The sequence below is a fragment of the Pseudomonas sp. genome, assembly GCF_030698175.1.
GTDB lineage: Bacteria > Pseudomonadota > Gammaproteobacteria > Pseudomonadales > Pseudomonadaceae > Aquipseudomonas.
The window spans coordinates 187,857-210,431 of record NZ_JAUYNT010000006.1 but is presented as its reverse complement, the minus strand read 5'-3'; the positions used below and the strand labels follow the sequence as shown (position 1 = coordinate 210,431).

Sequence of the window (22,575 nt, the reverse complement as noted above, 5' to 3'; positions counted from 1 at the left end):
CGTCCAGTGATACCGGAAACAAACTGTCCTGATTGCGCGCCTCGCCTTGGATGTAATGCATAACCAAAAATGCCCATATCTCACGATATGGGCATTTTCTACATCTCCAGCTCAGACCGCCAGGTTTTCACACAGTCTGCTAGGGCCGGTTTCTCTGGGTCTGTAGCCTGGTAGAGGCTTACAGATACTGCTATTTGGTGCCGAGGGAGACTATAACTATCCAGTAAATACGTGGCCTGTAGGCTTGTTGGCTGCTTAGGGATACACGTGGGGATACACCGCGCCGGCTGCTGGCCTGTTTGTGATCGTTTATTAGCCAGACTCAACTCACAGTCGCGCACCTTCGAAAAGGCCCCCCCACCCTATTTTTCCCGCCGTTGTGAACGAGGTTCCCCCCGTCGTTCGACATCCGGCCTTGGCTAGATCTTCGACCCCCCCCTATCTGAAATCACAGCGTGCGGCGCTACGTGGCTCCCCCCGTCGTTCGGGCGTACCAAGCACTAGAGGACATGCACCCCCCCTACCCAGCGCCATAGCTCGCCAGTGCCACGCACGGTAACGAAGCGTACACGCGCAGCTCATCGCAGCAACCGGCCCGTACACAGCAGCCTAAGCCGCTGCCTTTAAGGCTGGTACGGTGTGATATTGCCAGCAAAACACCAAGAAGTTGCCGGCATAGGGGACTAATTGGCTGTCTGGTATATGGGCTAGCTGGCTTGTAAGGGATGGACGCGGGCGGTTGTAGACAACGGTTGTCAGCAGACTTCGAGCCAACCCCCTACATGAGTGGTTTTCATTGAGACCAGCACGGCACATAGACTTCGGCCGCTGCTGGCCTATTCAATTGTCGGGGCGTTGGGGGCGGTGCTTGGCCATGCCCTTTAAAAAGCCGTGTTCTTGGTGTTCTTCGTGTTCCGCACCCACTGCAAGCCAGTAGCGGCGCGCCTTACAGCCAGAACACCAGAGGCAAAAAAACTGGAACACGTGGTGTTCTGAGCTTCCAAGGTGTTCCGCATTAAGGCCGTGCGCGGGAACACCGAGGAGGTGAGTGGATCGGATTGAAGGAGGCCGGAGGCTGAATACTCGGCCGGGCACAGCAGGCCAGCAGGCAGGCGCAGGCGGCCGAATGGAACACTAACCACGCACTAATTGGCGGCTAGATGGGTTGGCCACGGAGTTGGTCGGCTTACTTGTTCCAGTGACGTTTGATCGTCGGCAGGCTTAGCCCAAGCTCGGTAGCCGTCTGGCTTTGGCTTAGCTCCTTTAGCTTGCAGGCTTGCACCGCCTTGGTGGTGTCTACAGCCTCAGGGCGTCCGCCTTTCTTGGTGGTGCGAGCCAAGCCTTCCTTGGTGCGCTCTTTGATTCGGTCACGTTCAAAGGCGGCGACGGCGGCCAGTACAGTAAGTTGCAGCTTGCCGGCTGCGCTGGTCAGGTCTACCCCGTCAAGGTCAAGGCTGCGCACATGGATATTGCGAGTGGCTAATACTTCGATTGTGGCAAGCACGTCTTGCACGTCACGGCCTAGGCGGTCGAGCTTGAGCACTACCAGCACGTCGCCGGCTTCCATGCGGTCTGCCATGCGGGAGAACTCAGGACGTTGCATGGCAGGCACGCCGCCAGATACCTGCTCGGCAAACCAGCGGTGCGGTTGAATGTCGAAGCCCTTTTGTTGCAGTGCCACCCATTGGTTTTCAGTTGATTGCTCTAGGGTGGAAACGCGACCGTATGCAAAGACTCGATTCATGGTTGTTCGCTCGACTGGTATCAAATAACGTGGGTTCATTATTGTTGGGTATCAACAATATGTAAACCACTATTTGTTGATACCAGATAGAGAGGGTGTTTTTCTGGTGTCTTAAAACGGTCGTTTGTTGATACCGGCGCGGTCGCGGCTGCCGGGTGCGCGCCTCGGTACTGTCGCAAAGTGCTGGTGATCAATGGCGACAAGCGGCTAAGTCAGGCGGCGGCCGCCAAGGGTTCGTCATCATCAGCCAGCAACGCGCTGGCATTAATCACATAGGCCCGCCCCTTGGGCATGCCCGGCAGGGTGACCGACTGGGACGCCTTGCCGGCTGAATCGGCAATCAGTATGCCGCGCGCGATTAGCTCCCGATTCACTGCGCGCGGGTTCATACCCTTAAACACGTCGTCACTCCAAGCGGTGGCGAAAAAGTAAAAGGTGTTGGTGGTGTAAATATCATCACCGACGCCGTGCATTAAGCCGCGCCGAAAGCCAAGGCGGTTTACCGTGCGCGCCGCGTGGTCGTCAGTCTTGGCGGCGATGGAATCCCAGCGGGTAAAGCGGCTTTCACCGTCGCGCTCAATAACCAAGCGCAGGCGGGCGACAATGGCGTCACCTTCCAGATTACCCACACTGCCGCGCTCGCCAAGCCAAGCGGCAAAGCAGGCGCGACACGCCTTGGTAGCGGTGCCATCAGCCCAGCCAGTGACGCCCCAGCTAGTGGCCAACTCACCAGCGGCGGCGGCCAAGGCAAAGCGACCCGCCACGCGGACAATCTGCGAGTCTGCGCCGGGTGGCACGGCGTCTTTGATAAACCGGCTGATAGTGGCGCGCACAATACCCGGCACGGCGTGGTAAGCATCGGGCTTGCACAGCTCTTCCAGAAAGGCCCGGAATGGGTGCCCGTAGTCTTTGCTTACGCGCTGCTCTAACGCCTTGGCCAAAGCGCCGGAATCATCAAAGCCGTGCAGGCTCTCGAACACGCCAAAGCCACAGCCGGCATCACCGGGGATACCAGGCATGCGCACATCTAGGCCGGCATCCATATCAATGCGCCCGCGCTCAAGGTGTTGCTTGATGGTCAGCTCACCATTGGACAAAAATATAAGCCGCCATTGGTTGTCGGGTCGCGCTGTGCCTCGGTCTGTCGAGCGGGCTTTGCCTTTGCCGTTGCCCATCATGTAGATGGCCTTGCTCGCCACCTCGGCGGTGCATTCGCGCATTTCATCAAGTATCAGCAGGCCGTCGTTATGCGCCACGCACTTGCCTTCCAAGGCGTTGTCGGTAGCGCGCCACGTGCCGCGCATATCGGGGGTGCCCAGCACCGAAGCGGCCACGCGCAGCGCCACTGTCTTGCCCTTTGAGCTTGAGCCGTAGAAGTGAAAGCCGCCCGACTCAGCACCGATTAGCGCCAGCAGCGGCCCCGAGAATGCTGCGCTGATAGCCAGCATTAAACGCGTGCTTGAAGTCGCCAGCGCCGCCACATTGGTTTGCCAACTTGCAAGGCTGCCAAGGCAATCCATCGGCGGCAACGGTGCGCCAGCGTCACCAAAAACCAAGCGTTCGCGGTTATCGCCTATCTGCTCATCCGGGCGCAGGTACGCCGCGCCATGCCAGCCCAGCTTGTTGACTAGGCGGGCGCGCTCGGCACTCTCGAAGCCTTGCAGGTAGCTTTGCAAATCGTTGCGGGCATTGCGCCCTGAGCGGCTGCCAGCCAGGCGCAGGCCCATATCAACCAGCGGGCCTAACACCTCTTTGCCGAAGTCGCCGGCCATGCTGCGTTGTGGAATGTTCCAGCGTTTTTTGTTGCCGTCGGGGTCGTCAAACTCAACCAGCAAACCCCAGTTGCTGGCGACGGCATCACGGGTGCGCGCCAGTATCTCTAGGTGTGAGCACACTGGTCGCGCCTCGCCATCGTCGCCCGCATAAAACACCCCGTCCGCCGTCACGCGAAAGCCACCGGGTAGCGTATCGGTCTTGGGCTTTGGCTTGGCGGTTGCCTTGCGACTGTTGGCCGGTTTGGCTGGCGACTTATCGGCAATGAGTGCGGCGGCTGCCGGCGCTGGTGCTGGTGCTGGTGCCGGGGCGAACAATTCACCGCTGCGCACCAGCACGGCCAGGTGGGCAGGCGTCCAACTTTTGGCCACGGCATCGGCGGCATCATCACCAGCGGCCCATGCGCCACCGAAGGCTAAGGCGGGTTTGCCGTGAGTTAGGCACGGCTGCTGGCTAAAGCCCCCCATCGCCACTACGCGCACAGAAGCGGCCCCAAGCTGGCGCAGGTGCTCGGCTAGGGCCGCCATGCAGGCGAGGCCGGGGGCGTCATTGTCGGGCCATAGCAGCACGTCGCGGCCGGCCAGTGGGGCGAAATCGGCTTTCTGCCAAGCGTTGGAACCGTTCGGCCAGCAGGTAGCCACATGGTCGGGCAACAGTTCGGCAGCGGCATCGGCGGATTTCTCGCCCTCGCACACGACAACCGGGGCCGCGTTACGCTGTGCCAGCTGGTCAAGGCGCAGCAGCGGCCGCGCCTCGGTCAAGCCTTGCCAGCGCCATTGCAGCGTGCCGTCAGCGGTCGAAGCGCACCACGTCAGCGGGGCGAATACTTTACGCGGCTTGCCGTCTGCATCCGGGCCAAGGTCAAAGCGATACAGCACAAACAGCGGTTGGGCGGCGGCGTCTTTGTAGATCCACAGCTTCGACGGCTTGCCGTGCTTGTAGTGCTTGGCCAGGATGCTTTGCATAGCGTCAGCTGGGATCGGTAGCACTGCCACCCAATCGGCTACTTTGGCCTTGCTGGTGCTGGTGCTGGTGCTGGTGCTGGTGCTGGCCGGCGCTGCGCTGCTGGTCGCGGTCACGTTAAGGAAGTCCGCCAGCTTGTTGCAGGCTTCTATATCGGTGCCGCCGTCCAAGTAATGCACCAGGTCAATCAGGTCGCCGCCTTTGGCACCCGTGGCAAAATCCGACCATGCGCCCTTGGCCAAGTTGACCTTGAGCGAGCCGGCGCGCTTATCGGTGCGGGTCGGGTTGGGCACGGTGTATTCCTTGCCGCCGTCTACGCGCTTGCCACCGGGTAACCAGTGAGCCAGCACGCTATCAATCGCACGCAGGGCCGCGTCTTTTACTTGGGCAAAGGTCGGGTGTTTAGGCTTGCTGTCTTTGGGTTGGGTCATTGCTTGACCTCCGAATAAAAGGCACCCGAGGCGCAGGAATCAATCAGCGCTTTAACCATCTCGGCTAGGTAATGAACGGCGAATGCTTCACCCCCTTCGGCTGTTTCGGTTGCGACAGTCAGAGATAGGCGCGCCGCGCATTCCATCAGGCAGGACGCATGCTCTAGTGCGTCAACCGCTGGCACGTCAGCGTTAACGGAAAATAGGGGCTTACCGCCAATAACGCTAAACGGCTGTGCTGTGGTTAGGGTCGGGCGGGCGCGGCTCATGGGCGCACCTCCTCAAGCGCGGCTTGAGTAAGCCGGCTGCTGAATCCCTCAATATCCACGTCCAGCATGTTGGCCCAGTCTTCGGCTATGTACTTGCCGACCATGGCCAGGGCGACTGTTTCTTCATTGCCCAGTTTGCCTATGGCGGTAAACAAGCCACGCAGCATAACCAGCCCGTCATGGGCCGCTTCCAGTCGGTCGATTGCGTCCCGGATGGTTTGATTTTTAGTCGTCATTGCACACCCCCAGCTTCCAAGGCTCGGGCTTTGGTCATGTGGTGCTGATAGCGGGCGACGCGGGTGCTCAGGCTTGAGTCAGCATGCAGGGCAGCGAAGGCCATGCGGCGGTGGGCGGCGGCGCGGAATTTGGACGGATTGAGGGCGTGCAGGTATTTCATGGGCGGTGCTCCTAGAGTTGAGGAGCTGCCACGTCCGTGACCAAACGAATGGGTGGCAGCTGTGCGCAGGTTGGTCAACCGGGACTCTAGGCACCCGGCGCACCCGAAGGTGCCCCACGCACAGCCGCCATAAAGCATTGCGGCAGGCACAAAAAAAGCGCCTGCAATACTTATGGTGGCGCTTGTGCGCCTAGAGATGCTCGAGTGACCAAACCCGGTCGCTGATTTTGCAGCGACGGCGGCAGAGTAGCGTGGCGGTTTGGGGAGTGCAAGCGCGGTTAGCGGGCGCAGGGCTTGCGCGATGACTGACCAAGGCATAAATTGAGCGTGCATAGTGATTTACCTCTAACGCCTCCGGTTACAGCCGGGGGCGTTTTCGTTTTAGGCGTGGGAGTCGAAGCGTATGGCCAGCAGGGGTAGGCGATTGACGTTGGTCAGTTCGCTGGCTTGTCGGTAGGCATCGGCCTTTTGTTCGTCCGATAGCAGCACGGCGCGCAGGTGGCCGGCATGCAGCGCCAGTACGCACCATGTGCCATCTGGCCAGCTCAGCAGCAGCACGGCAGCGCCTTGCCGTTCGCGCTTGCGCCGGTAGCGCTCTAGCCGTTGCAGGCAGGCCGCAGACACACCGGCTTGACGGATAAGGGAGAACGGATGCAGCCGGCCAGCACGGGGCAGGGCAATCGCAGCAGGGCAAGATTGGGCGGCAGTCACCAGGCCGCCCCTTGCATCAGTGCCAGTAACGGCGGTTCGCCTACATCACCGCGCAGCCAAGCGGCTACGGCATCGTCTTTGGCTTTTTCTTGGCGGTAGTGTTCCGCCAATTCGTCGCGGCGTGCGGCCAAGCCCTCGCGTAAGTTGCGCTCAAGGTCGGGCGCTTCTATGGCTTGGGGCTGGGCTTGGGCAGGCCAAGGCAATGCAATCTCACTGGTCTGCTCGGCAAGCTGGCGGCGGTGCAGTATGTTGTACAGCTCAACCAATGCCGGGTGGCCCGCCTCGATAACCCGCCGCTCTTCCTCAAGCTCGCGGGCTACATGCGCGGCCCATACAGCAGGGTCGTTGGCGTACCCGTTCGGCTGCGCAAGGTGGTAGATAATCCAGCGCTTAAGCTGGCCCGAGCTGGCCATGCCACTGACCCGCGCAGGCTTTAGCGCGAACTGCCCAAGCCCTTCTAAAAAGCCGTACTCCCGCGATACAGCACGGGCCAGCAGGTGGCGCAGTTCGTATGGGTGCGGTTCCAGCGGCACGGCATAACCGGCGGCGTTAAGGAATATCGCGTCTTCGCGATCAAGCGGACTACAGCAGACAGTCACAATCGAACGCGCCCGCCAGTTCATCACCGCTGGGTGTGGCGGTGTGAAGCCAAGGGCGGCGTGGTCGCAGTAAGGGCCATCGAATGGCACGCGGCGAAAGGTCACGCTGCCACCTTCCCGCGTGCCGCAATGCGCCCGAGCACCCAGCTTTGCACCTCAGCCAAAACCCATGCAACCGGCGCGCCACGGGCGGTGCTGTCGCTTAGCGGCACCGGCTTGGGGAAGGTCGGATCATCCTTCAAGCGCTTGTACACCGTGGCCCGTGCATAGCCGGTTAGTGCCTCAAGTTCTTGCATGCGGATTAACGTGGTTGCCGGGTCGAACGTGTGCCGCGCAGCGGCCGCCGGGCGCAGCGGTTTAACATTGTTGGGCGGCGATATCGGCGCAAGTGCAGCAGGGCCGGCAGGCAGGGCGGTGCGTGTTGAAGCCGATTGCTTGGGCTTGGTCATCACGCCGCCCCCTTCACTGCGTTAGCAGTGCTGGTGCTGAGCCGGCCTTGCAGCCAATTGGCCAGATCGTCGCGCCGGTAGCGGATGCGGGCACCGCAACGCAGGAATGGCAGTGCATAACGCCCTGTGCTGCGCCAAGTGGCTAGCGTCTTATCTGATAAGCCAAGCACCAGTGCCGCTTGCTCGGGCGTTAGTAGGTCGGCAGGGTTAAGAATTACATCAGCGGCGGCGCGCTGGTGCTGGATAGCTGCCGAGATAGGCGGCGATATTTGGGCGTGCATGTGGTGCCTCCGAGTTTGCTTGTGATCCCGGCGGCATGTTCGATGGCGGCGTTAAGTTGGTCAGCCCTGAGTCTTGAGATACATGTTTTTTTGGCGCGTGTATTCGGCGGCAAACCATCGCTTAAGGGTGTCAATTGCGCTACGGGTTGGCCCGCCATCTTGCTCGGCTGGTGGCATGTAAGCGTCTGTTTCGGTACGGCCATGTTCTCGGAGCATTGCCCACACCGCGCGCGCCAATGTCACTTGGTTTGCCGGCTTGCCGTTGCTGCCAATAAAGTTTGCCGCGACGTATTGGCGCGCTCGTTTTTTGGCCTTGTCGGTATTGCCGTCGCGGGCAAGTTGCGCAGCCTTGGCCTTGCTGATTGCGGTCGGTCGTTGGGTATCAGCATAAAACGCCACGAGCTGCGCCAGCCTGTAGCAAAGACGCCACAGCTCGCATTCAGTTTGCGACCAGTGCGAGTCGGTAAATGTCATCGCCAGAAAGAGCGCGTCAGCAAGGCACAGCCCGCGCGGATCGTGAATGTAGGAATCATAAAATTGGGCGGCATGCTGGGTGTCGCTGAGCGTGTCGAGCCTGTCGCTATATCCATAGGCGCGTAGACTTTTGGCAAGGACAGGCACAAGCACTGCGCATGCGCTGTTTTTTAGGATGCGTTCGCGCACAGCGGGTAGCGAAGAATACTCACCCTGTAGTTCGCTAAGCGTTTCCGTCATGTGCTCCCGGAATACCTCAATATCCTCGGTGCTAGCAATTAAGCCGCCCAGCGTGTCGTCGTGTTTAGCGTTTTCTTTGGCCATCCTAGCGCCCAATTATCCCAATCTTAGCCATCCCCTCGCCCCGTTCAACGCTCGGCATATCCGCGCCCGAATGCGCTGCCGTGTGCTGGCGCTTGCCCGACAAAGAGCGGCCAGCAGGCAAGAGCAGGCGGCTTGTCGTGTTCGCTACGGCACGCTGCTGGTGCCGCTCGATTAGGTCGGGCGTGTTCCGCTTGCGGGTCATCAATGCGGAACACCTTGGCGGCGCTGAACACCACGTGTTCCAGTTTTTTTGCCGCTGGTGTTCCGGCTGTAAGCCTCGCCGTTGCTGGCTTGCGGTGGGTGCGGAACACGTTGAACACCAAGAACACGGTTTTTTAGAGGGGTACGGGTACGCATGCCTAAACCGCCTTGCCAAAGTGACCTTGCACCACGTTGCCTTTTGCTAATTCGTCAAGGTAGTCGGCATACCACTGCATCATCACTACGCGCTTTTCTAGGTACTGGGCTTTGTTGTAGATACCCGATATGCCCTCTTCCTTGTGGGCGAGCTGCGCCTCTACATGTTCTTTTGGCCAGCCATGTTCGCGTAGCAGGGTGCTGGCGGTATGGCGGGTGCCATGCCCGACCAAGCGACCCTTATAGCCGATGGTGGCAAATACCTTGTTAATGGTGTTTTCACTGATAGTCGGGTTCTTGCTGCCGACTCCCGGAAACAGCCAGCGGCTACGCCCCGTCACCCGGTACAGCTCACGCAGGGCAATGACTGCTTGCTTAGGCAGAGGTGCCACATGGTCGCGGCCCATCTTCATCTTGGCGGCCGGGGTAGTCCAGGTGCCTGCATCAAGATCAATCTCTAACCACTCAGCCAGGCGCACCATACCGGGCCGGGATGCCGTCCAGATGCAAAGCCAAGCAGCGGTCTTGGCCGGCAGGCGACTGGGGGTGGTCTTCAGTGCCCGAAGAAACCCCGGTAACTCGGGTTCAAGTAGGTGTGGGTGCTGCTGGGTCTTGGGTGCCGGGGCGGCTATATCGCGTAGCCGGCTGGCGGGGTCATTCTCGGTCAGCCCTAAGCCAATGGCCCGGCCAAATATCTGATTGATCCAGGTGCGGCATTTCTCGGCTACGTTGTGGGCGTTGCGCGCTTCAATCGAAGCTTGCAGGGCGGCGCAGTCGGTACGGGTGATTGCATCAAGTTGCTTGTCACCGAGGGCGGGCAATATGTCCTTGTCCAGATAGGTGCGTATCTTGTTGAGGGTGGAGTCAGCCAGCCCCTTGTCTACTTTGGCTTTAAGCCAGCCATCCGCCGCCGCTCGGAATGTTCGGGTGCTGGCTGAATCAATAGCCGCCTTGATAGTGCGCTTTTGTTCCTGTGGGTCTATGCCGTCGCTGATCGTGTTGCGCAGATCGGCAGCTTTCTTTCTGGCCAGCGTGCCACTCACCTCGGGATAACCACCAAGGCCAAGCCATGCCCAGTTGCCGGCGCTGTTTTTGTAGCGCAGCTGCCAAGACTTGCCGCCATCGGCCTTAACTCTGAAGTACAGACCTTGGCCGTCTAGCTCGCGGTACTCCTTGGCGTCTGGCTCAAGGGTGGTTAGCACGGTATCTGCCAGCGGGCGGCGCTTTATCTCTAAACGGTTCATGCCATGTATCCCAAAGTTAGGGCTTTTGCTAGGGATACAGGTGGGGATACACGGTGTCAAGGTATAGGCATAGACAAGGAGATACAGCCAGAAACAAGAAAGCCCGCACGGGGCGGGCTTTCTAAGGGGTTTGCAAGACTGGTAGAGACTTGCAAATACAGCTATATGGTGCCCCGAGGGAGACTCGAACTCCCACTCCTTTCGAAAACGGATTTTGAATCCGCCGCGTCTACCATTCCGCCATCAGGGCTCAGTGGGCGCGAATTCTAGAGACGGTTCTGGATTCTGTCAATGCGTGCGCGTGGTCTATTTTCACTATTTCCGTTAGACTTTGCCGCCCGATAAAACGACCTTTTTAACATGCGCGTTGCTGATTTTAACTTCGAGCTGCCCGAAGCCCTGATTGCCCGTCACCCGCTGGCGGTGCGCAGCGCTAGCCGTTTGCTGACCCTGGATGGGCCGAGCGGGGCGTTGGCCCATCGGCAATTCCCCGATTTGCTTGAGTATTTGCGGCCAGGCGACCTGATGGTGTTCAACAACACGCGGGTGATCCCTGCGCGCTTGTTCGGCCAGAAAGCCTCCGGCGGTAAGCTGGAAATACTGGTTGAGCGGGTGCTCGACAGTCGCCGGGTGTTGGCCCATGTGCGCGCCAGTAAAGCCCCTAAGCCCGGCTCGATGATTGTGTTCGAGGGCGGCGCCCAGGCCGAGATGCTCGCCCGTCACGACGCCTTGTTTGAGTTGCGCTTTAGCGAGCCGGTGTTGCCGTTGCTGGAGCGCGTCGGCCATATGCCGTTGCCACCTTATATAGACCGCCCGGATGAGGCCGCCGACCGCGAGCGTTATCAGACCGTGTACGCCGACCGCGCCGGTGCCGTGGCGGCGCCGACTGCCGGCTTGCATTTTGATCAGGCGCTGCTGGCGGCGATTGCCGAACTTGGGGTCGAAACCGCCTTTGTCACCTTGCACGTCGGCGCCGGCACCTTTCAGCCGGTGCGGGTCGAGCGCATCGAAGACCATCATATGCACAGCGAATGGCTGGAGGTCGATGCCTCGGTGGTGGCCGCAGTCGAAGCCTGCAAGGCGCGCGGCGGACGGGTGATTGCGGTGGGCACCACCAGCGTGCGCTCGCTGGAAAGCGCCGCCCGCGATGGTGTGCTCAAGCCCTTTAGCGGCGATACCGATATTTTTATTTACCCCGGTCGGCCGTTTCATGTGGTCGATGCCTTGGTCACCAACTTTCACTTATCCGAGTCGACCCTGCTGATGCTGGTGTCGGCGTTTGCCGGTTACCCTGAAATCATGGCTGCCTATCAGGCCGCCATTGAGCAGGGTTATCGTTTTTTTAGTTACGGTGATGCCATGTTCATCACCCGCAACCCCGCGCCGCGCGGGCCAGAGGAATCTGTATGACGCGCACTTGTCGCATGTCTTTTGAATTGTTGGCGACCGATGGCCGCGCTCGTCGTGGTCGTTTGACCTTCCCCCGTGGTGTGGTGGAAACCCCGGCGTTTATGCCGGTGGGTACCTACGGCACGGTTAAGGGCATGTTGCCGCGCGACATAGTCGCCACCGGTGCGCAGATGATTCTCGGTAACACCTTTCACCTGTGGCTGCGGCCGGGCACCGAGGTGATTAAGAAGCACGGCGACCTGCACGACTTTATGCAGTGGCAGGGCCCGATCCTCACTGACTCCGGTGGTTTTCAGGTGTTCAGCCTGGGCGCCATGCGCAAGATTAAGGAGGAGGGCGTGTACTTTGCCTCGCCGGTGGATGGCGCCAAGGTGTTTATGGGGCCGGAAGAGTCGATGCAGGTGCAGCGCGATCTCGGCTCCGACGTGGTGATGATTTTTGATGAGTGCACACCTTATCCCGCCGATGAAGAGGTGGCGCGGGTGTCCATGGAGTTGTCGCTGCGTTGGGCGCAGCGCTCCAAAGACGCCCATGGCGACAACACCGCGGCGCTGTTTGGCATCGTCCAGGGCGGCATGCATCAGGATCTACGCCTGCGCTCGCTGGCCGGCTTGAATGAAATCGGCTTCGACGGTTTTGCCATCGGTGGTTTGTCGGTGGGCGAGCCGAAAGAGGAGATGATCCGTATCCTCGATTTTCTGCCGCCGCAGTTGCCGGCCGACAAACCACGTTACTTGATGGGCGTTGGCAAACCGGCCGACTTGGTTGAGGGTGTGCGCCGTGGCGTGGACATGTTCGACTGCGTGATGCCGACCCGCAATGCCCGTAACGGCCATCTGTTTGTCGACACCGGGGTGTTGAAGATTCGTAACGCCGTACACAAGCACGACGAGTCGCCGCTGGACCCAGCTTGCGACTGCTACACCTGCGCCAATTTCTCCCGTGCCTATCTGCATCATCTGGATAAGTGCGGCGAAATGCTGGGCAGTATGTTGAATACAATCCACAACTTGCATCACTACCAGCAGCTGATGGCTGGTTTGCGCGAGGCAATTCAACAGGGTACATTGGCCGCCTTCGTGGATGCCTTCTACGCTCGGCGCGGGTTAGCAACACCGCCGCTGGACTAAGTTAATCCGAGATTTATCGCCCTAATATCGCCTTTATAGGAGTGCAACATGAGCTTTTTGATTTCCTCAGCTTTTGCTGATGCCGCAGCCCCGGCTGCCGCTGCCCCAGGTGGCGAATACATCCAATTCCTGTTCCTTGGTGGTTTCGTGGTCATCTTTTATCTGATGATCTGGCGGCCACAGGCCAAGCGCGCCAAAGAGCAGAAAAACCTGCTGGGCAACCTGCAAAAGGGCGACGAAGTGGTTACCGCTGGCGGCATCGCCGGCAAGATCGTCAAGGTCTCCGACGAGTTCGTGGTGCTTGAGGTGTCCAACACCGTTGAGCTGAAAGTTCAGAAGTCGGCCATTGCCGCGACCCTGCTCAAGGGCACGCTGAAAGCAATCTGATTGCTAGCGGTACAACATAACTATAAACATCGACGGGGCGCGCAAGGCGCCCCGCGTCATAAGCGGGCGGCGTCATGCTCAATAAATACCCTCTGTGGAAATACCTGCTGATCCTCGCCGTGTTGGCGATTGGCTTTATCTATAGCGCGCCAAATCTGTATCCAGATGATCCGGCCATTCAGGTCAGCGGTGCCAGCACCACGCTGCAGATCAGTCAGGCTGATCTCGAGCGCATCAATAAGGCCTTGGGCGCTGCCGGAGTCGGTGTCAAATCGGCGGTCTTGGCGAAAGAGGGTAAGGCGGGGCTGATCCGACTGCTGAAGAAAGACGATCAGCTGGCGGCCAAAGACGTCGTGCGTAAAGCGCTTGGTGACGATTATGTGGTGGCCTTGAACCTTGCCCCAACCACGCCGCAGTGGTTGCGCGCAGTGGGCGCCAGCCCGATGAAGCTGGGCCTGGATCTGTCCGGTGGTGTGCACTTCCTGCTGGAAGTGGACATGGACAAAGCCATTTCCGCCCGCGTTAAGGTTTACGAGGGCGAAATCAAGAGCATGCTGCGTAAAGAGCACCTGCGTTATCGCAGCTTGCCACCGCAGACCGCCGGCATCAGCTTGGGCTTTACCGATGCTGAGCAGCTGGAAAAAGCGCGCAGCCTGATTCAAAAGAGCTTTAGCGATTTTGCCCTGACCACCACCGAGCGTAATGGCTTGCAGGTGCTGGCCTTGGCGCTGACGCCGGCCAAGATCACCGAAATCCGCGAATACTCGATCAAGCAAAACTTGACCACGGTGCGTAACCGCGTCAACGAATTGGGTGTGGCCGAACCGTTGGTGCAGCGCCAAGGCGCTAACCGCATTGTGGTTGAGCTGCCAGGCGTGCAGGACACCGCCGAAGCCAAGCGGATTCTCGGCAAGACCGCCAACCTGGAGTTTCGTCTGGCCGCCGAAGCCGATGCTGGCAAGGCCACCACTGAGTCCTTTGAGTTCCGCGAGGCGGGCCGGCGTCCGGTGCCATTGGAACGCGGCTTGATCATCACCGGCGATCAGGTCACCGATGCCCAGGCCAGCTTCGATGAGAACGGTCGCCAGCAGGTGAACATTCGCCTCGATGGTCACGGTGGTGATCTGATGAGTCGCGCCACCCGCAATAACGTCGGGCGCAGCATGGCGGTGATCTTTATCGAGCAAAAACCGCTGACCAAGTACGTTAAGCAAATGGTCGGCGGCGTCGAAAAAGAAGTGCCGGTACAGACTTTTAAAGAAGAGAAGAAGGTCATCAGCCTGGCGACTATTCAGTCGCCGCTCGGCAGCCAATTTCGCATCACCGGCCTAGACGGTGCGGGCGAGTCCTCGGAGCTGGCGTTGCTGCTGCGCGCCGGTGGCTTGGCCGCCCCTATGTACTTTGCCGAAGAGCGCACCGTTGGCCCAAGCCTGGGTGCCGATAACATCGTCAAGGGCATCGATGCTTCGCTGTGGGGCATGCTGTTCGTGTCGATCTTCATCATCGCCATCTACCGCTTCTTTGGCGTACTGGCCACCGTAGCGCTGAGCCTGAACATGGTCATGCTGTTGGCGCTGATGTCGTGGCTGGGTGCGACCCTGACGTTGCCAGGCATCGCCGGTATCGTCTTGACCATGGGTATGGCGGTGGACGCCAACGTGCTGATCTTCTCGCGCATCCGCGAAGAACTGGCCAATGGCATGAGCGTGCAGCGCGCCATCAATGAAGGTTTCGACCGGGCCTTTACCGCCATCATCGACTCCAACCTGACCACCTTGCTGGTCGGCGGCATCTTGTTTGCCATGGGCACTGGCCCGGTGAAAGGCTTCGCGGTGACCATGTCACTGGGTATCTTCACCTCGATGTTCACCGCGATAGTGGTGACCCGCGGCATGGTCAATCTGATCTTCGGCGGCCGTGACTACAAGAAATTGTGGATTTAAGGGGTAATCATGTTACGTACGATAAATTTTATGGGCGTGCGCAATCTTGCGTTCGCCATGACCATGTTGCTGACCGTGTTGGCGCTGGGCAGCTGGTACTTCAAGGGCTTGAACTGGGGGCTGGATTTCACCGGCGGTACCCTGATTGAGCTGACTTACGAGAAACCGGCCGATCTGAATCAGGTTCGCACCCAGCTCAAAAAAGCCGGCTACGAAGATGCCGTGGTGCAGAGCTTCGGCGCCAGCACCGATGTGCTGGTGCGCATGCCAGGCGATGACCCACAACTGGGTAATCACATCGCCGCGGCGCTGCTGCTGGCCGATGCGAGTAACCCTGCCGAAGTTAAGCGCGCCGAGTTTGTTGGCCCGCAAGTCGGTGAAGAGCTGCGCGATCAGGGCGGCATCGGTATGTTGCTGGCCTTGGGCGGCGTCATGCTGTATCTGGCCTTTCGCTTCCAGTGGAAGTTCGCCGTCGGCGCCATCGTCTCCCTGGTGCACGACGTTATAGTGACCATGGGTTTCCTCTCGCTGTTTCAGATCACCTTCGACCTGACGGTGCTGGCGGCGATACTGGCGATGATCGGTTACTCGCTGAACGACACCATCGTGGTGTTCGACCGGGTGCGGGAGAACTTCCGGGTACTGCGCAAGGCGAGTCTGATCGAGAACATCAATATCTCGACCACCCAGACCTTGCTGCGTACCGTGGCGACCTCGGTATCGACCCTGCTGGCAATCTTCGCCTTGCTGATGTTCGGCGGCGACAGCCTGTATGGTTTTTCCATCGCCTTGTTTGTTGGGGTAATGGCCGGTACTTACTCGTCGATCTATATCGCCAACGTGACCTTGATCTGGCTCAGCCTGAGTTCCGAAGACCTGATGCCGCCGGCGGTGGTTGAAGACGCCGACGAGCGTCCCTGACCCAGTGTAATGCTGCTCGCGAATTGCACTAAATGAGGCCGCCGGCGCTGAACTCGGCGCCGGCGGCTCAGTCCAATTCTACAAGTGGGGGCGTTGATGCCTCTTTACGTGAACGGCAGGAGTTTCAAGTGAACAAATCAATGCTGGTTGGTGCGGTGCTGGGTGCGGTTGGTGTTACTGCCGGCGGTGCGGTGGCAACTTACAGCGTGCTCAACAGTGGCCCTGAGTATGCGCAAGTGTTGGCGGTTCAACCGGTTACTGAAACCATTAAAACGCCACGGCAGGTCTGCAAAGAAGTCACCCTGACCAAGCGTAAGCCGGTCAAGGACGAGCATAAAATTGCTGGCACCTTGCTCGGTGCAGTCGCCGGTGGTTTGCTCGGTAATCAGGTCGGTGGTGGTACCGGCAAAAAAATTGCCACGGTAGCCGGTGCGGCTGCCGGTGGTTATGCCGGTAATACCGTGCAGGGCAATATGCAGGAAGGCGACACCTACACCACCACCGAAACCCGTTGCAGCAACGTGACCGACAGCAGCGAGAAAGTGGTGGGTTATGATGTGAAATATCAGCTCAACGGCTTGGTGAATCAGGTACGCATGGACCGTGATCCGGGCGCGCAGATCCCCGTCAACAAAGAAGGCCAACTGATTCTGGGCCAAGCGTCGGCGCAGTAAGTCAGTAGCTAAACAAAAAACGCCCTCTCGGGCGTTTTTTTATGGGTGGGATTTATGTTTAGCGCGGCGCCGCCGCTTAAAACACCTGCAACACCTCAAACTGCTGCACCTGGTTGGCAACCTTTAGCTCGAACTCAGCGCCGGGCGCTTGCCCAAGCAGGCTCTGGCCCATGGGTGAGTGCGGGGTAATCAGCATGATCTCCCGCTCGCCATCGATGATTTTCAACCCGGCGGCATCCGGTGCCAGCAGTAGCCAGCGCCGCTGGTCGGCGGCGTCGGCCAACAGCACCAAGGCACCCAGCTGAATACCGCGTTGCGGGTCAAAGTCGCTGAGCGGCAACTGCTGCAAGGCCAGCAGCGCTTGCTGGATTTCCGCCAGCCGTCGCGCCTGTCCGGCGGCAAGGTAGGAGGCCTCAAGCCCTAAGGTGTCGTATTTGTTCTCGGCAATGTTGGCTTTGTCGGTGGCGGCCTCATAGGCCGTTTGTGCGGCGCGCTGGGCGATCTGCAAATCGCTGCCGAGCTGTTCGAGAATGCGTTGCTGAAGCAGGGCTTTATTCATGGTGGTGACAGGCGAGGGCGGTTGCGCAGGATAACGCATCTTTCATGGCTGCGGAGTCGCGCAGCCTTGGTGCGCTGTTGGGTGACTTGCCAGGCTGAATCAGTCAGTTGTGTACCCCAGGTTGGCCGGCCTCTGCACGGCTAAATGGCTGGTTAAAGCGTGCTTGAGCGGCGGCTTTTAGGTATCCCTGCGGGCGCCCTGTCTGGGCCGGCCTGCACGGGCTTTTAGCAGTGAAAAAACTTCGCCAAAGCGCTGAAAAGACGCACTTGCGGGGTTGACGTTGCAAAGTTGTGCACAATTGCGAGGCGTTCTGCTGGGCTGTGACACAAAGTCGCTGAAACTCTGGTGGTTTTCTAATTGACTTTTTAAGTTGCTGATTTATATAGATTTTTTTTGATGGTTAAAAAACGATCAGATTGACTCAAGGGCCCGCCAGCACGGCTTTTTAGCAACTTCTGCAGAACTTACCCACTGAGTTATCCACAGAATCTGTGGATTGTCCTGAGCGCCCGCTCTAGGTTGCCCTCGGTATTTTTTGCAAGGTTTTTTATCGGTTGAAAGCGTATTTTTTCAGCACGTTTTCCACTCAAAAAGCGCGGCCTAACAGCAACTCGCGCTACCGACTGGCTGGGTATACTGACCGCCGCTTTTACTGGAGTCGGCGCATGCCTATCGATTTACCCAATCTGCTGCTTGGTTTGGCGCTGGCCGCGCTGCCCCTGATATTTTTGCTCTGGCAGTTGCAACAGCGTGGGCAACTCCTGCGCCAAGAACGCCTGCTGTTGGATGAGCGTTTGAGCACCGCCCTGTTGGCGCAAGATGGCTTGAGTGCGCAACTCGATGACAGTCGTGCCGAGATCCTGCAACTGCACCGCAGTCAGGCGCAGTTGCAAGCCGAGCTGGCAGTGGCCCGGCGTGAAAGCGAGTTGCTGTTGCTGGAGAACGGCAACGCCCGTGACGCGGCCCAGCAATGCACCCATAGCAGCGCGCAAAAAGACGCCGAACTGCGCCGCCTGGATGCCGAGCGGGCCGGTCTGGCCGCCGAGTTGCGCGAACAACAAGACAGCCACCAGCAACGCCTGGCCGATTTGCAGGGCTCGCGCGATGAGCTGCGGGCGCAGTTCGCCGAGTTGGCCGGGAAGATCTTCGACGAGCGCGAGCAGCGCTTTGCGCAAAGTAGCCAGGAGCGCCTCGGGCAATTGCTCGACCCGCTCAAAGAGCGCATTCAGTCGTTCGAAAAACGTGTCGAGGAGAGTTATCAACTGGAGGCCCGCGAGCGTTTCTCCCTGAGCAAAGAGTTGCAGCGCCTGCAGCAACTCAACCAGCGCCTGGGCGATGAAGCCACCAACCTGACCCGCGCCCTGAAAGGGCAGAAAATCCAGGGCAACTGGGGTGAGTTGGTGCTGGAACAGGTGCTCGAACACGCAGGATTAACCAAGGGCCGCGAGTACCTGACTCAGGTCAGCCTGACCAGCAGCGATGGCATGCGCTTTCAGCCGGATGTGATCATCCAGTTGCCCGGCGACAAGCAGGTGGTGATCGATGCCAAGGTCAGCCTGACCGCCTATCAGGCGATGATCGTCAGCGAAGACGACGCCGGTCGCGCCCTGGCCCTCAAGCAGCATGTGTTGTCGCTGCGCAGTCACCTAAAGGGCCTGTCGCTGAAGGATTACCAGCGCCTGGAAGGCTTGCACAGCCTGGATTTCGTGCTGCTGTTTGTGCCGATTGAGGCGGCCTTTGCCGCCGCCCTGCAGGCCGATCCGGGCTTGTTCCAGGAGGCCTATGCCCAGCACATCGTCATCGTCAGCCCAACCACGCTGTTGGCCACCCTACGGGTGATCGATAGTCTGTGGCGGCAAGAGCGGCAGAGCCTGAATGCGCGGGAAATCGCCGAGCGCGCCGGCGCCCTGTACGACAAGTTTGTCGCCTTTGTGCTCGACTTAGATGAGTTGGGCACCCGCGTGCAACAGCTGGATAAAGCCTACGCCGCCGCCCGCAACAAGCTGGTGGATGGCCGGGGCAATCTGGTCGTGCGGGTGGAGAACCTCAAACAACTGGGCGCCCGCGCCAGCAAGAGCCTACCGGCCGAGCTGCTGGAGCGGGCCGGCGGCGAAGCCTTGCTCGATGAGTTGGACGATTAAGTCGGCGCAGCATCTGGTTTGTGACCCAGGTTAATGAGGGGGAAAGAACGGCTGTGGCCCTGCAGGATTGCTTCGCGGATAAATCCGCTCCTACACAAGCCCGGCACCTGCAACAACTTATCGGCTGATCAACCCTGTAGGAGCGGATTTATCCGCGATTGGTCGGTGCAGACAGCACAAGTGTCAAGGCAATTCCCTCTCTCGAAAGGTTACGTCCTTTGCAACACATAACTGATCCATATCCTTCAAATTAACCAAAGGGTAGCCAACCCCGCCAACAGCCCGGCCGCCATAATCGGCAGGGTGCGCAGGGCCAGCTGGCGGCCGCTGATCAGCAGGATCAGCAGGCCTTTAACCAGGCTGTTGCTAAAGGCGGCCAGATAAATCCCTTGTACCGCCACCTGGTTGTTGAGCGCGCCCTGGGCGTTGCGCGCCAGCGACAGGGTGATGGCGTCGACGTCGGTCAAGCCGGACAGCAGCGCGACCAGGTAGACACCGACATCGCCCAACCAGTGCTGGGCGGCTTCGACCATAAAGGCAATCAGCACCAGTAAGGCGGCGAAGCGCAAGGCTGGGCCCAACTCGAAGGGGTTTTTCAACAGCGGCTCGGCGCTGCCTTCAGGTTCGCTGCCGGCGCGGTGAAAATAAAACAGCGCGCCGCCGGCGTAGATCAAGGCGCTTACCGTCAGTGGCCAGATCAGTTGGCCGAGTAACGCCGGGTTGACCAGTCCCACCTCCAGCAGCACCCGCGGGAACATCAGCGCCGAGGTGGCCAGCAGCCCACAGGCCAACATGGCCGGCAGTTTGCCGCCTTGGTGCAGGCGCGCCAGGGTGATGGTCATGGCGGTGGAGGAGACCATGCCGCCGAGCAGCGCCGTCACCAGCAAGCCTTTGCGTTGGCCGATCAGGCGGATGGCAACGTAGGCGGCAAAACCGATGGCGGCGATCAGCACCACCATCCACCAGGTGGCGTAAGGATTGAACGCTTGCCACGGGCCATAACCCTGGTTGGGCAGCACCGGCAGCAACACCAGGGAGATAAACAACAGCTGCAGCGCCCCGGAAACCTCCGCGGCCGAGAGTTTGCGCAAGGCGCTATGCAGCGGTTGCTTGAGGCTCAGCAACAGGGCGATCACCACCGCGCAGGCGGCGGCCAGAATGCGTTGCTCGCTAAGGGCCAGGCTACCGAGCAGGAAGGTCAGCAGCAGGGCGATGGGGCTGGTCAGGCCCAGATCGCCGGTGTTGCGTTGCTCGCCCAGGTAGCCGGCGATCACCAGCAGGCCGAAGATTAGCGTCACACTGATCCAGGCATTCAGGCCGTAATGGGCGCCGAGCAGGGCGGCCAGACCGCCGAGCAAGCCGCTCAGACCAAAGGTGCGAATGCCGCCAATTAACTGGTTATCTTCGCTGTCGCGGGCGCTCCAGCTGCGCTCGGTGCCAATCAACAGGCCGACGGCCAGGGCCGTGGCAAAGTTCAGCAGCAGTTCCAGCGTGGCGGGCATGGGGCGTCCTTGGCAGTGACAACTGCACTGAGTTTAGCGCCCTTGTTTGCCATTGGACCTGCTTGAGATCAACGCGTTACTCAGGCTAGGTCGACCAGCACCAGCTCGCTGTCCTCCAGGGCGGTGATGCGCAGCAGTTGTTCATCGGTCACCGCCAATCCATCACGGGCATTGGCGCGCAGGCCATTGACCTCGATCACGCCGCTGGCCGGCACCAGATAGGCCTTGCGGCCAGCGCCGAGGGCGAACTCGAGGCTGTGTCCGGCCAGCAAGGTGGCGGCCAGCACCCGGGCATCTGCATGAATCGGCAGGGCTTCTGCGTCCCCGGCATGCCCGCTGGCCAGCACCACGAACTGGCCGGCGCGCTCGCCCTTGGGGAAGCTGCGGGTGCCCCAGGACGGCGCGTGGCCATGCTGGTCGGGCATGATCCAGATCTGGAACAGCGTGCTGGTGATGGCTTCGCGGTTGAACTCCGAGTGGCGGATGCCGGTGCCGGCGCTCATTACCTGCACGTCACCAGCCACGGTGCGGCCATGGTTGCCGAGGCTGTCACTGTGGCTGATAGCGCCTTGGCGAACATAGGTGATGATCTCCATGTCGCGGTGCGGATGGGTGGGGAAACCGCTGTCGGCGGCGATTTCGTCATCGTTCCAGACCCGCAGTGCGCCCCAGTGCAGGCGCTTGGGATCGTGGTACTCGGCGAACGAGAAGTGATGGCGGGCATTCAGCCAGCCATGTTGGGCGTGGCCGAGGGACTGGAAGGGGCGTAATTCGATCATGGTCGGGCTCCGGTGGCGGCGTCGCAAAACGGCGGCGCGGCGTTATGGAGTTGATGATCTATCGGATTTGTTTGGATAAAAAGCGCAAAAATTGCGTTTTAACTATCTACTTATTGGATATTTTAAGGTTGTGCTCTGAGCCGTTAAGGTCGTGTTTTCAGCCGCCGCTGAGCGGCTGGAAACATATCGCACTCAGCTCGGCCGGGCTTGCGCCGCCGCCCGTTGCGCCGCCGGGGATTGTTGCAGATAGGCCTCGGCCACGGCGATATTGCCCTCTGTGCGCGGGTGGAAGCTCGGTACGAAGTAGCGCAGCACCGCCCGACCAATGCTGCCCAGAGGCGGCAGCACGTCGCGCTTGCCGAGCGCCGCCCAGAGGCTGAGAAAGCCCCGGCTGTAACGGGTTCGCGGGTCCTGGCGCATCATCATCTGCGAGCCGCTGCTGAACAGGAACATCAGCAGCGGCGTGGCGATCAGCATATACAGCCAGCGCGCCAGCAGGCTGCCACCCAGGTGCACGTGCAGATCGTGGGCGACGCAGCGGTGTTCGATTTCTTCGGCGCCGTGCCAGCGCAGCAGGTCGAGCATCACCGGGTCGGCGTCGTCCAGGCTGCGGGTGGTGATGATCCAGTCGCCGAGCACGCAGGTGAAGTGCTCCACGGCGGCAATCAGCCCGACCCGCTGGCGCAGCCACCAGGTTTGCAGCCAGCGGCTCAGGGCGTTTTCCCCCAGCGGATGATCGCTCAGGGCCTTCTCGAACAGCCAGTCGAGGCGCTGGGTGTAGGGTTTTGGATCGATGCCGTGGCGCAGCAGATAGGGCGTCAGGGCGCTGTCGTGGGCACGGGCGTGCTGCGCCTCCTGGCGGATAAAACCGCGTACCTCCTCGCGCAGCTCAGGGTCGCTGACCTGTTTCACCGCCAGGTTGTACACGCGGCAGAACCAGAACTCGCCGGCCGGCAGCAGGATGTGCAGGCAGTTCATGATGTGCGAGGCCTCCGGCTCGTTCGGCACCCAGTGCAGCGGGGTGTCTTTGAAGTCGAAGCGCACCTTGCGTTGTGGCAGGCGTTGTTGCGGTTCTTGCTGGTCTTGCGGCTGTTGGGCTTTTTTGCTCATGGG

22 protein-coding genes and 1 tRNA gene are annotated in these 22,575 nt (G+C 60.1%); 7 read left to right on the top strand and 16 right to left on the bottom strand.

Annotated features, from left to right (window positions below):
- Positions 1-1,186: 1,186 nt before the first annotated feature.
- The 12 genes from Q8R10_RS03800 to Q8R10_RS03745 all read right to left on the bottom strand — a co-directional run bounded on the left by Q8R10_RS03800 (position 1,187) and on the right by Q8R10_RS03745 (position 10,266).
- Positions 1,187-1,744: a recombinase family protein gene (locus tag Q8R10_RS03800; RefSeq protein WP_305651157.1), complete on the bottom strand. Its 558-nt coding sequence runs from the start codon at positions 1,742-1,744 to the stop codon at positions 1,187-1,189.
- A gap of 212 nt (positions 1,745-1,956) precedes the next feature.
- Positions 1,957-4,911 (bottom strand): DUF927 domain-containing protein, encoded by a 2,955-nt coding sequence (locus Q8R10_RS03795; protein ID WP_305651155.1) that lies wholly within the window; start codon positions 4,909-4,911, stop codon positions 1,957-1,959.
- On the bottom strand, positions 4,908-5,180 hold the full coding sequence (locus tag Q8R10_RS03790) for a DUF3077 domain-containing protein (RefSeq protein WP_305651153.1): 273 nt from the start codon (positions 5,178-5,180) through the stop codon (positions 4,908-4,910). Before Q8R10_RS03790 ends, Q8R10_RS03795 begins: the two co-directional genes overlap by 4 nt.
- Entirely contained in the window at positions 5,177-5,416 is a 240-nt protein-coding gene (locus Q8R10_RS03785) for a hypothetical protein (protein ID WP_305651151.1), read from the bottom strand. Before Q8R10_RS03785 ends, Q8R10_RS03790 begins: the two co-directional genes overlap by 4 nt.
- Complete coding sequence (locus Q8R10_RS03780; RefSeq protein ID WP_305651171.1) at positions 5,413-5,577, bottom strand: hypothetical protein; 165 nt, start codon at positions 5,575-5,577, stop codon at positions 5,413-5,415. The genes Q8R10_RS03785 and Q8R10_RS03780 overlap by 4 nt, the downstream gene beginning before the upstream one ends.
- Positions 5,578-5,958: 381 nt before the next feature.
- Positions 5,959-6,288, bottom strand: coding sequence for a hypothetical protein (locus Q8R10_RS03775; RefSeq protein WP_305651149.1), 330 nt, complete (start codon positions 6,286-6,288; stop codon positions 5,959-5,961).
- A complete protein-coding gene (locus tag Q8R10_RS03770) occupies positions 6,285-6,992 on the bottom strand; it encodes a hypothetical protein (protein WP_305651147.1) in 708 nt (235 codons plus the stop codon). The genes Q8R10_RS03775 and Q8R10_RS03770 overlap by 4 nt, the downstream gene beginning before the upstream one ends.
- Entirely contained in the window at positions 6,989-7,336 is a 348-nt protein-coding gene (locus Q8R10_RS03765) for a helix-turn-helix transcriptional regulator (RefSeq protein WP_371133285.1), read from the bottom strand. The genes Q8R10_RS03770 and Q8R10_RS03765 overlap by 4 nt, the downstream gene beginning before the upstream one ends.
- Positions 7,336-7,617, bottom strand: coding sequence for a helix-turn-helix domain-containing protein (locus Q8R10_RS03760; protein ID WP_305651145.1), 282 nt, complete (start codon positions 7,615-7,617; stop codon positions 7,336-7,338). Before Q8R10_RS03760 ends, Q8R10_RS03765 begins: the two co-directional genes overlap by 1 nt.
- A gap of 60 nt (positions 7,618-7,677) precedes the next feature.
- Entirely contained in the window at positions 7,678-8,415 is a 738-nt protein-coding gene (locus tag Q8R10_RS03755; RefSeq protein ID WP_305651143.1) for a hypothetical protein, read from the bottom strand.
- Positions 8,416-8,774: 359 nt separating this feature from the next.
- Positions 8,775-10,016, bottom strand: a complete 1,242-nt coding sequence (locus tag Q8R10_RS03750) for a tyrosine-type recombinase/integrase (RefSeq protein WP_305651141.1) — start codon at positions 10,014-10,016, stop codon at positions 8,775-8,777.
- A 166-nt stretch (positions 10,017-10,182) separates the two neighbouring features.
- Positions 10,183-10,266 (bottom strand) — tRNA-Leu (locus Q8R10_RS03745).
- Positions 10,267-10,376: 110 nt separating this feature from the next.
- Between Q8R10_RS03745 and queA the strand changes: the two genes are divergently transcribed.
- From queA to Q8R10_RS03715, 6 genes are all read left to right on the top strand, one after another.
- Complete coding sequence (queA, locus tag Q8R10_RS03740; RefSeq protein WP_305651139.1) at positions 10,377-11,426, top strand: tRNA preQ1(34) S-adenosylmethionine ribosyltransferase-isomerase QueA; 1,050 nt, start codon at positions 10,377-10,379, stop codon at positions 11,424-11,426.
- Positions 11,427-11,440: 14 nt separating this feature from the next.
- On the top strand, positions 11,441-12,556 hold the full coding sequence (tgt, locus tag Q8R10_RS03735) for a tRNA guanosine(34) transglycosylase Tgt (protein WP_305651167.1): 1,116 nt from the start codon (positions 11,441-11,443) through the stop codon (positions 12,554-12,556).
- A gap of 48 nt (positions 12,557-12,604) precedes the next feature.
- On the top strand, positions 12,605-12,943 hold the full coding sequence (gene yajC, locus Q8R10_RS03730) for a preprotein translocase subunit YajC (protein ID WP_305651137.1): 339 nt from the start codon (positions 12,605-12,607) through the stop codon (positions 12,941-12,943).
- Positions 12,944-13,017: 74 nt separating this feature from the next.
- The gene (gene secD, locus Q8R10_RS03725; protein ID WP_305651135.1) at positions 13,018-14,886 is read left to right on the top strand and encodes a protein translocase subunit SecD; all 1,869 of its coding nucleotides are present in this window, start codon (positions 13,018-13,020) and stop codon (positions 14,884-14,886) included.
- 9 nt (positions 14,887-14,895) lie between these two features.
- Positions 14,896-15,807: a protein translocase subunit SecF gene (gene secF, locus Q8R10_RS03720; RefSeq protein WP_305651133.1), complete on the top strand. Its 912-nt coding sequence runs from the start codon at positions 14,896-14,898 to the stop codon at positions 15,805-15,807.
- Positions 15,808-15,935: 128 nt separating this feature from the next.
- Positions 15,936-16,481, top strand: a complete 546-nt coding sequence (locus Q8R10_RS03715; protein ID WP_305651132.1) for a glycine zipper 2TM domain-containing protein — start codon at positions 15,936-15,938, stop codon at positions 16,479-16,481.
- 76 nt (positions 16,482-16,557) lie between these two features.
- Here the strand turns inward: Q8R10_RS03715 and Q8R10_RS03710 are convergent, their stop codons facing one another.
- On the bottom strand, positions 16,558-17,040 hold the full coding sequence (locus Q8R10_RS03710) for a GreA/GreB family elongation factor (RefSeq protein WP_305651131.1): 483 nt from the start codon (positions 17,038-17,040) through the stop codon (positions 16,558-16,560).
- Positions 17,041-17,705: 665 nt separating this feature from the next.
- On the opposite strand from Q8R10_RS03710, the gene rmuC reads away from it, so the two are divergent.
- Positions 17,706-19,181 carry a DNA recombination protein RmuC gene (rmuC, locus tag Q8R10_RS03705; RefSeq protein ID WP_305651129.1) on the top strand — a complete coding sequence of 492 codons (1,476 nt, stop codon included), beginning with the start codon at positions 17,706-17,708 and terminating at the stop codon, positions 19,179-19,181.
- Between the two features lie 245 nt (positions 19,182-19,426).
- Here rmuC and Q8R10_RS03700 read toward each other — a convergent pair whose 3' ends face one another.
- The 3 genes from Q8R10_RS03700 to Q8R10_RS03690 form a co-directional block, all read right to left on the bottom strand.
- Positions 19,427-20,683, bottom strand: a complete 1,257-nt coding sequence (locus Q8R10_RS03700; RefSeq protein ID WP_305651127.1) for an MgtC/SapB family protein — start codon at positions 20,681-20,683, stop codon at positions 19,427-19,429.
- A gap of 80 nt (positions 20,684-20,763) precedes the next feature.
- On the bottom strand, positions 20,764-21,462 hold the full coding sequence (locus Q8R10_RS03695; protein WP_305651125.1) for a pirin family protein: 699 nt from the start codon (positions 21,460-21,462) through the stop codon (positions 20,764-20,766).
- 192 nt (positions 21,463-21,654) lie between these two features.
- Complete coding sequence (locus tag Q8R10_RS03690) at positions 21,655-22,572, bottom strand: metal-dependent hydrolase (protein WP_305651124.1); 918 nt, start codon at positions 22,570-22,572, stop codon at positions 21,655-21,657.
- Positions 22,573-22,575: the final 3 nt, after the last annotated feature.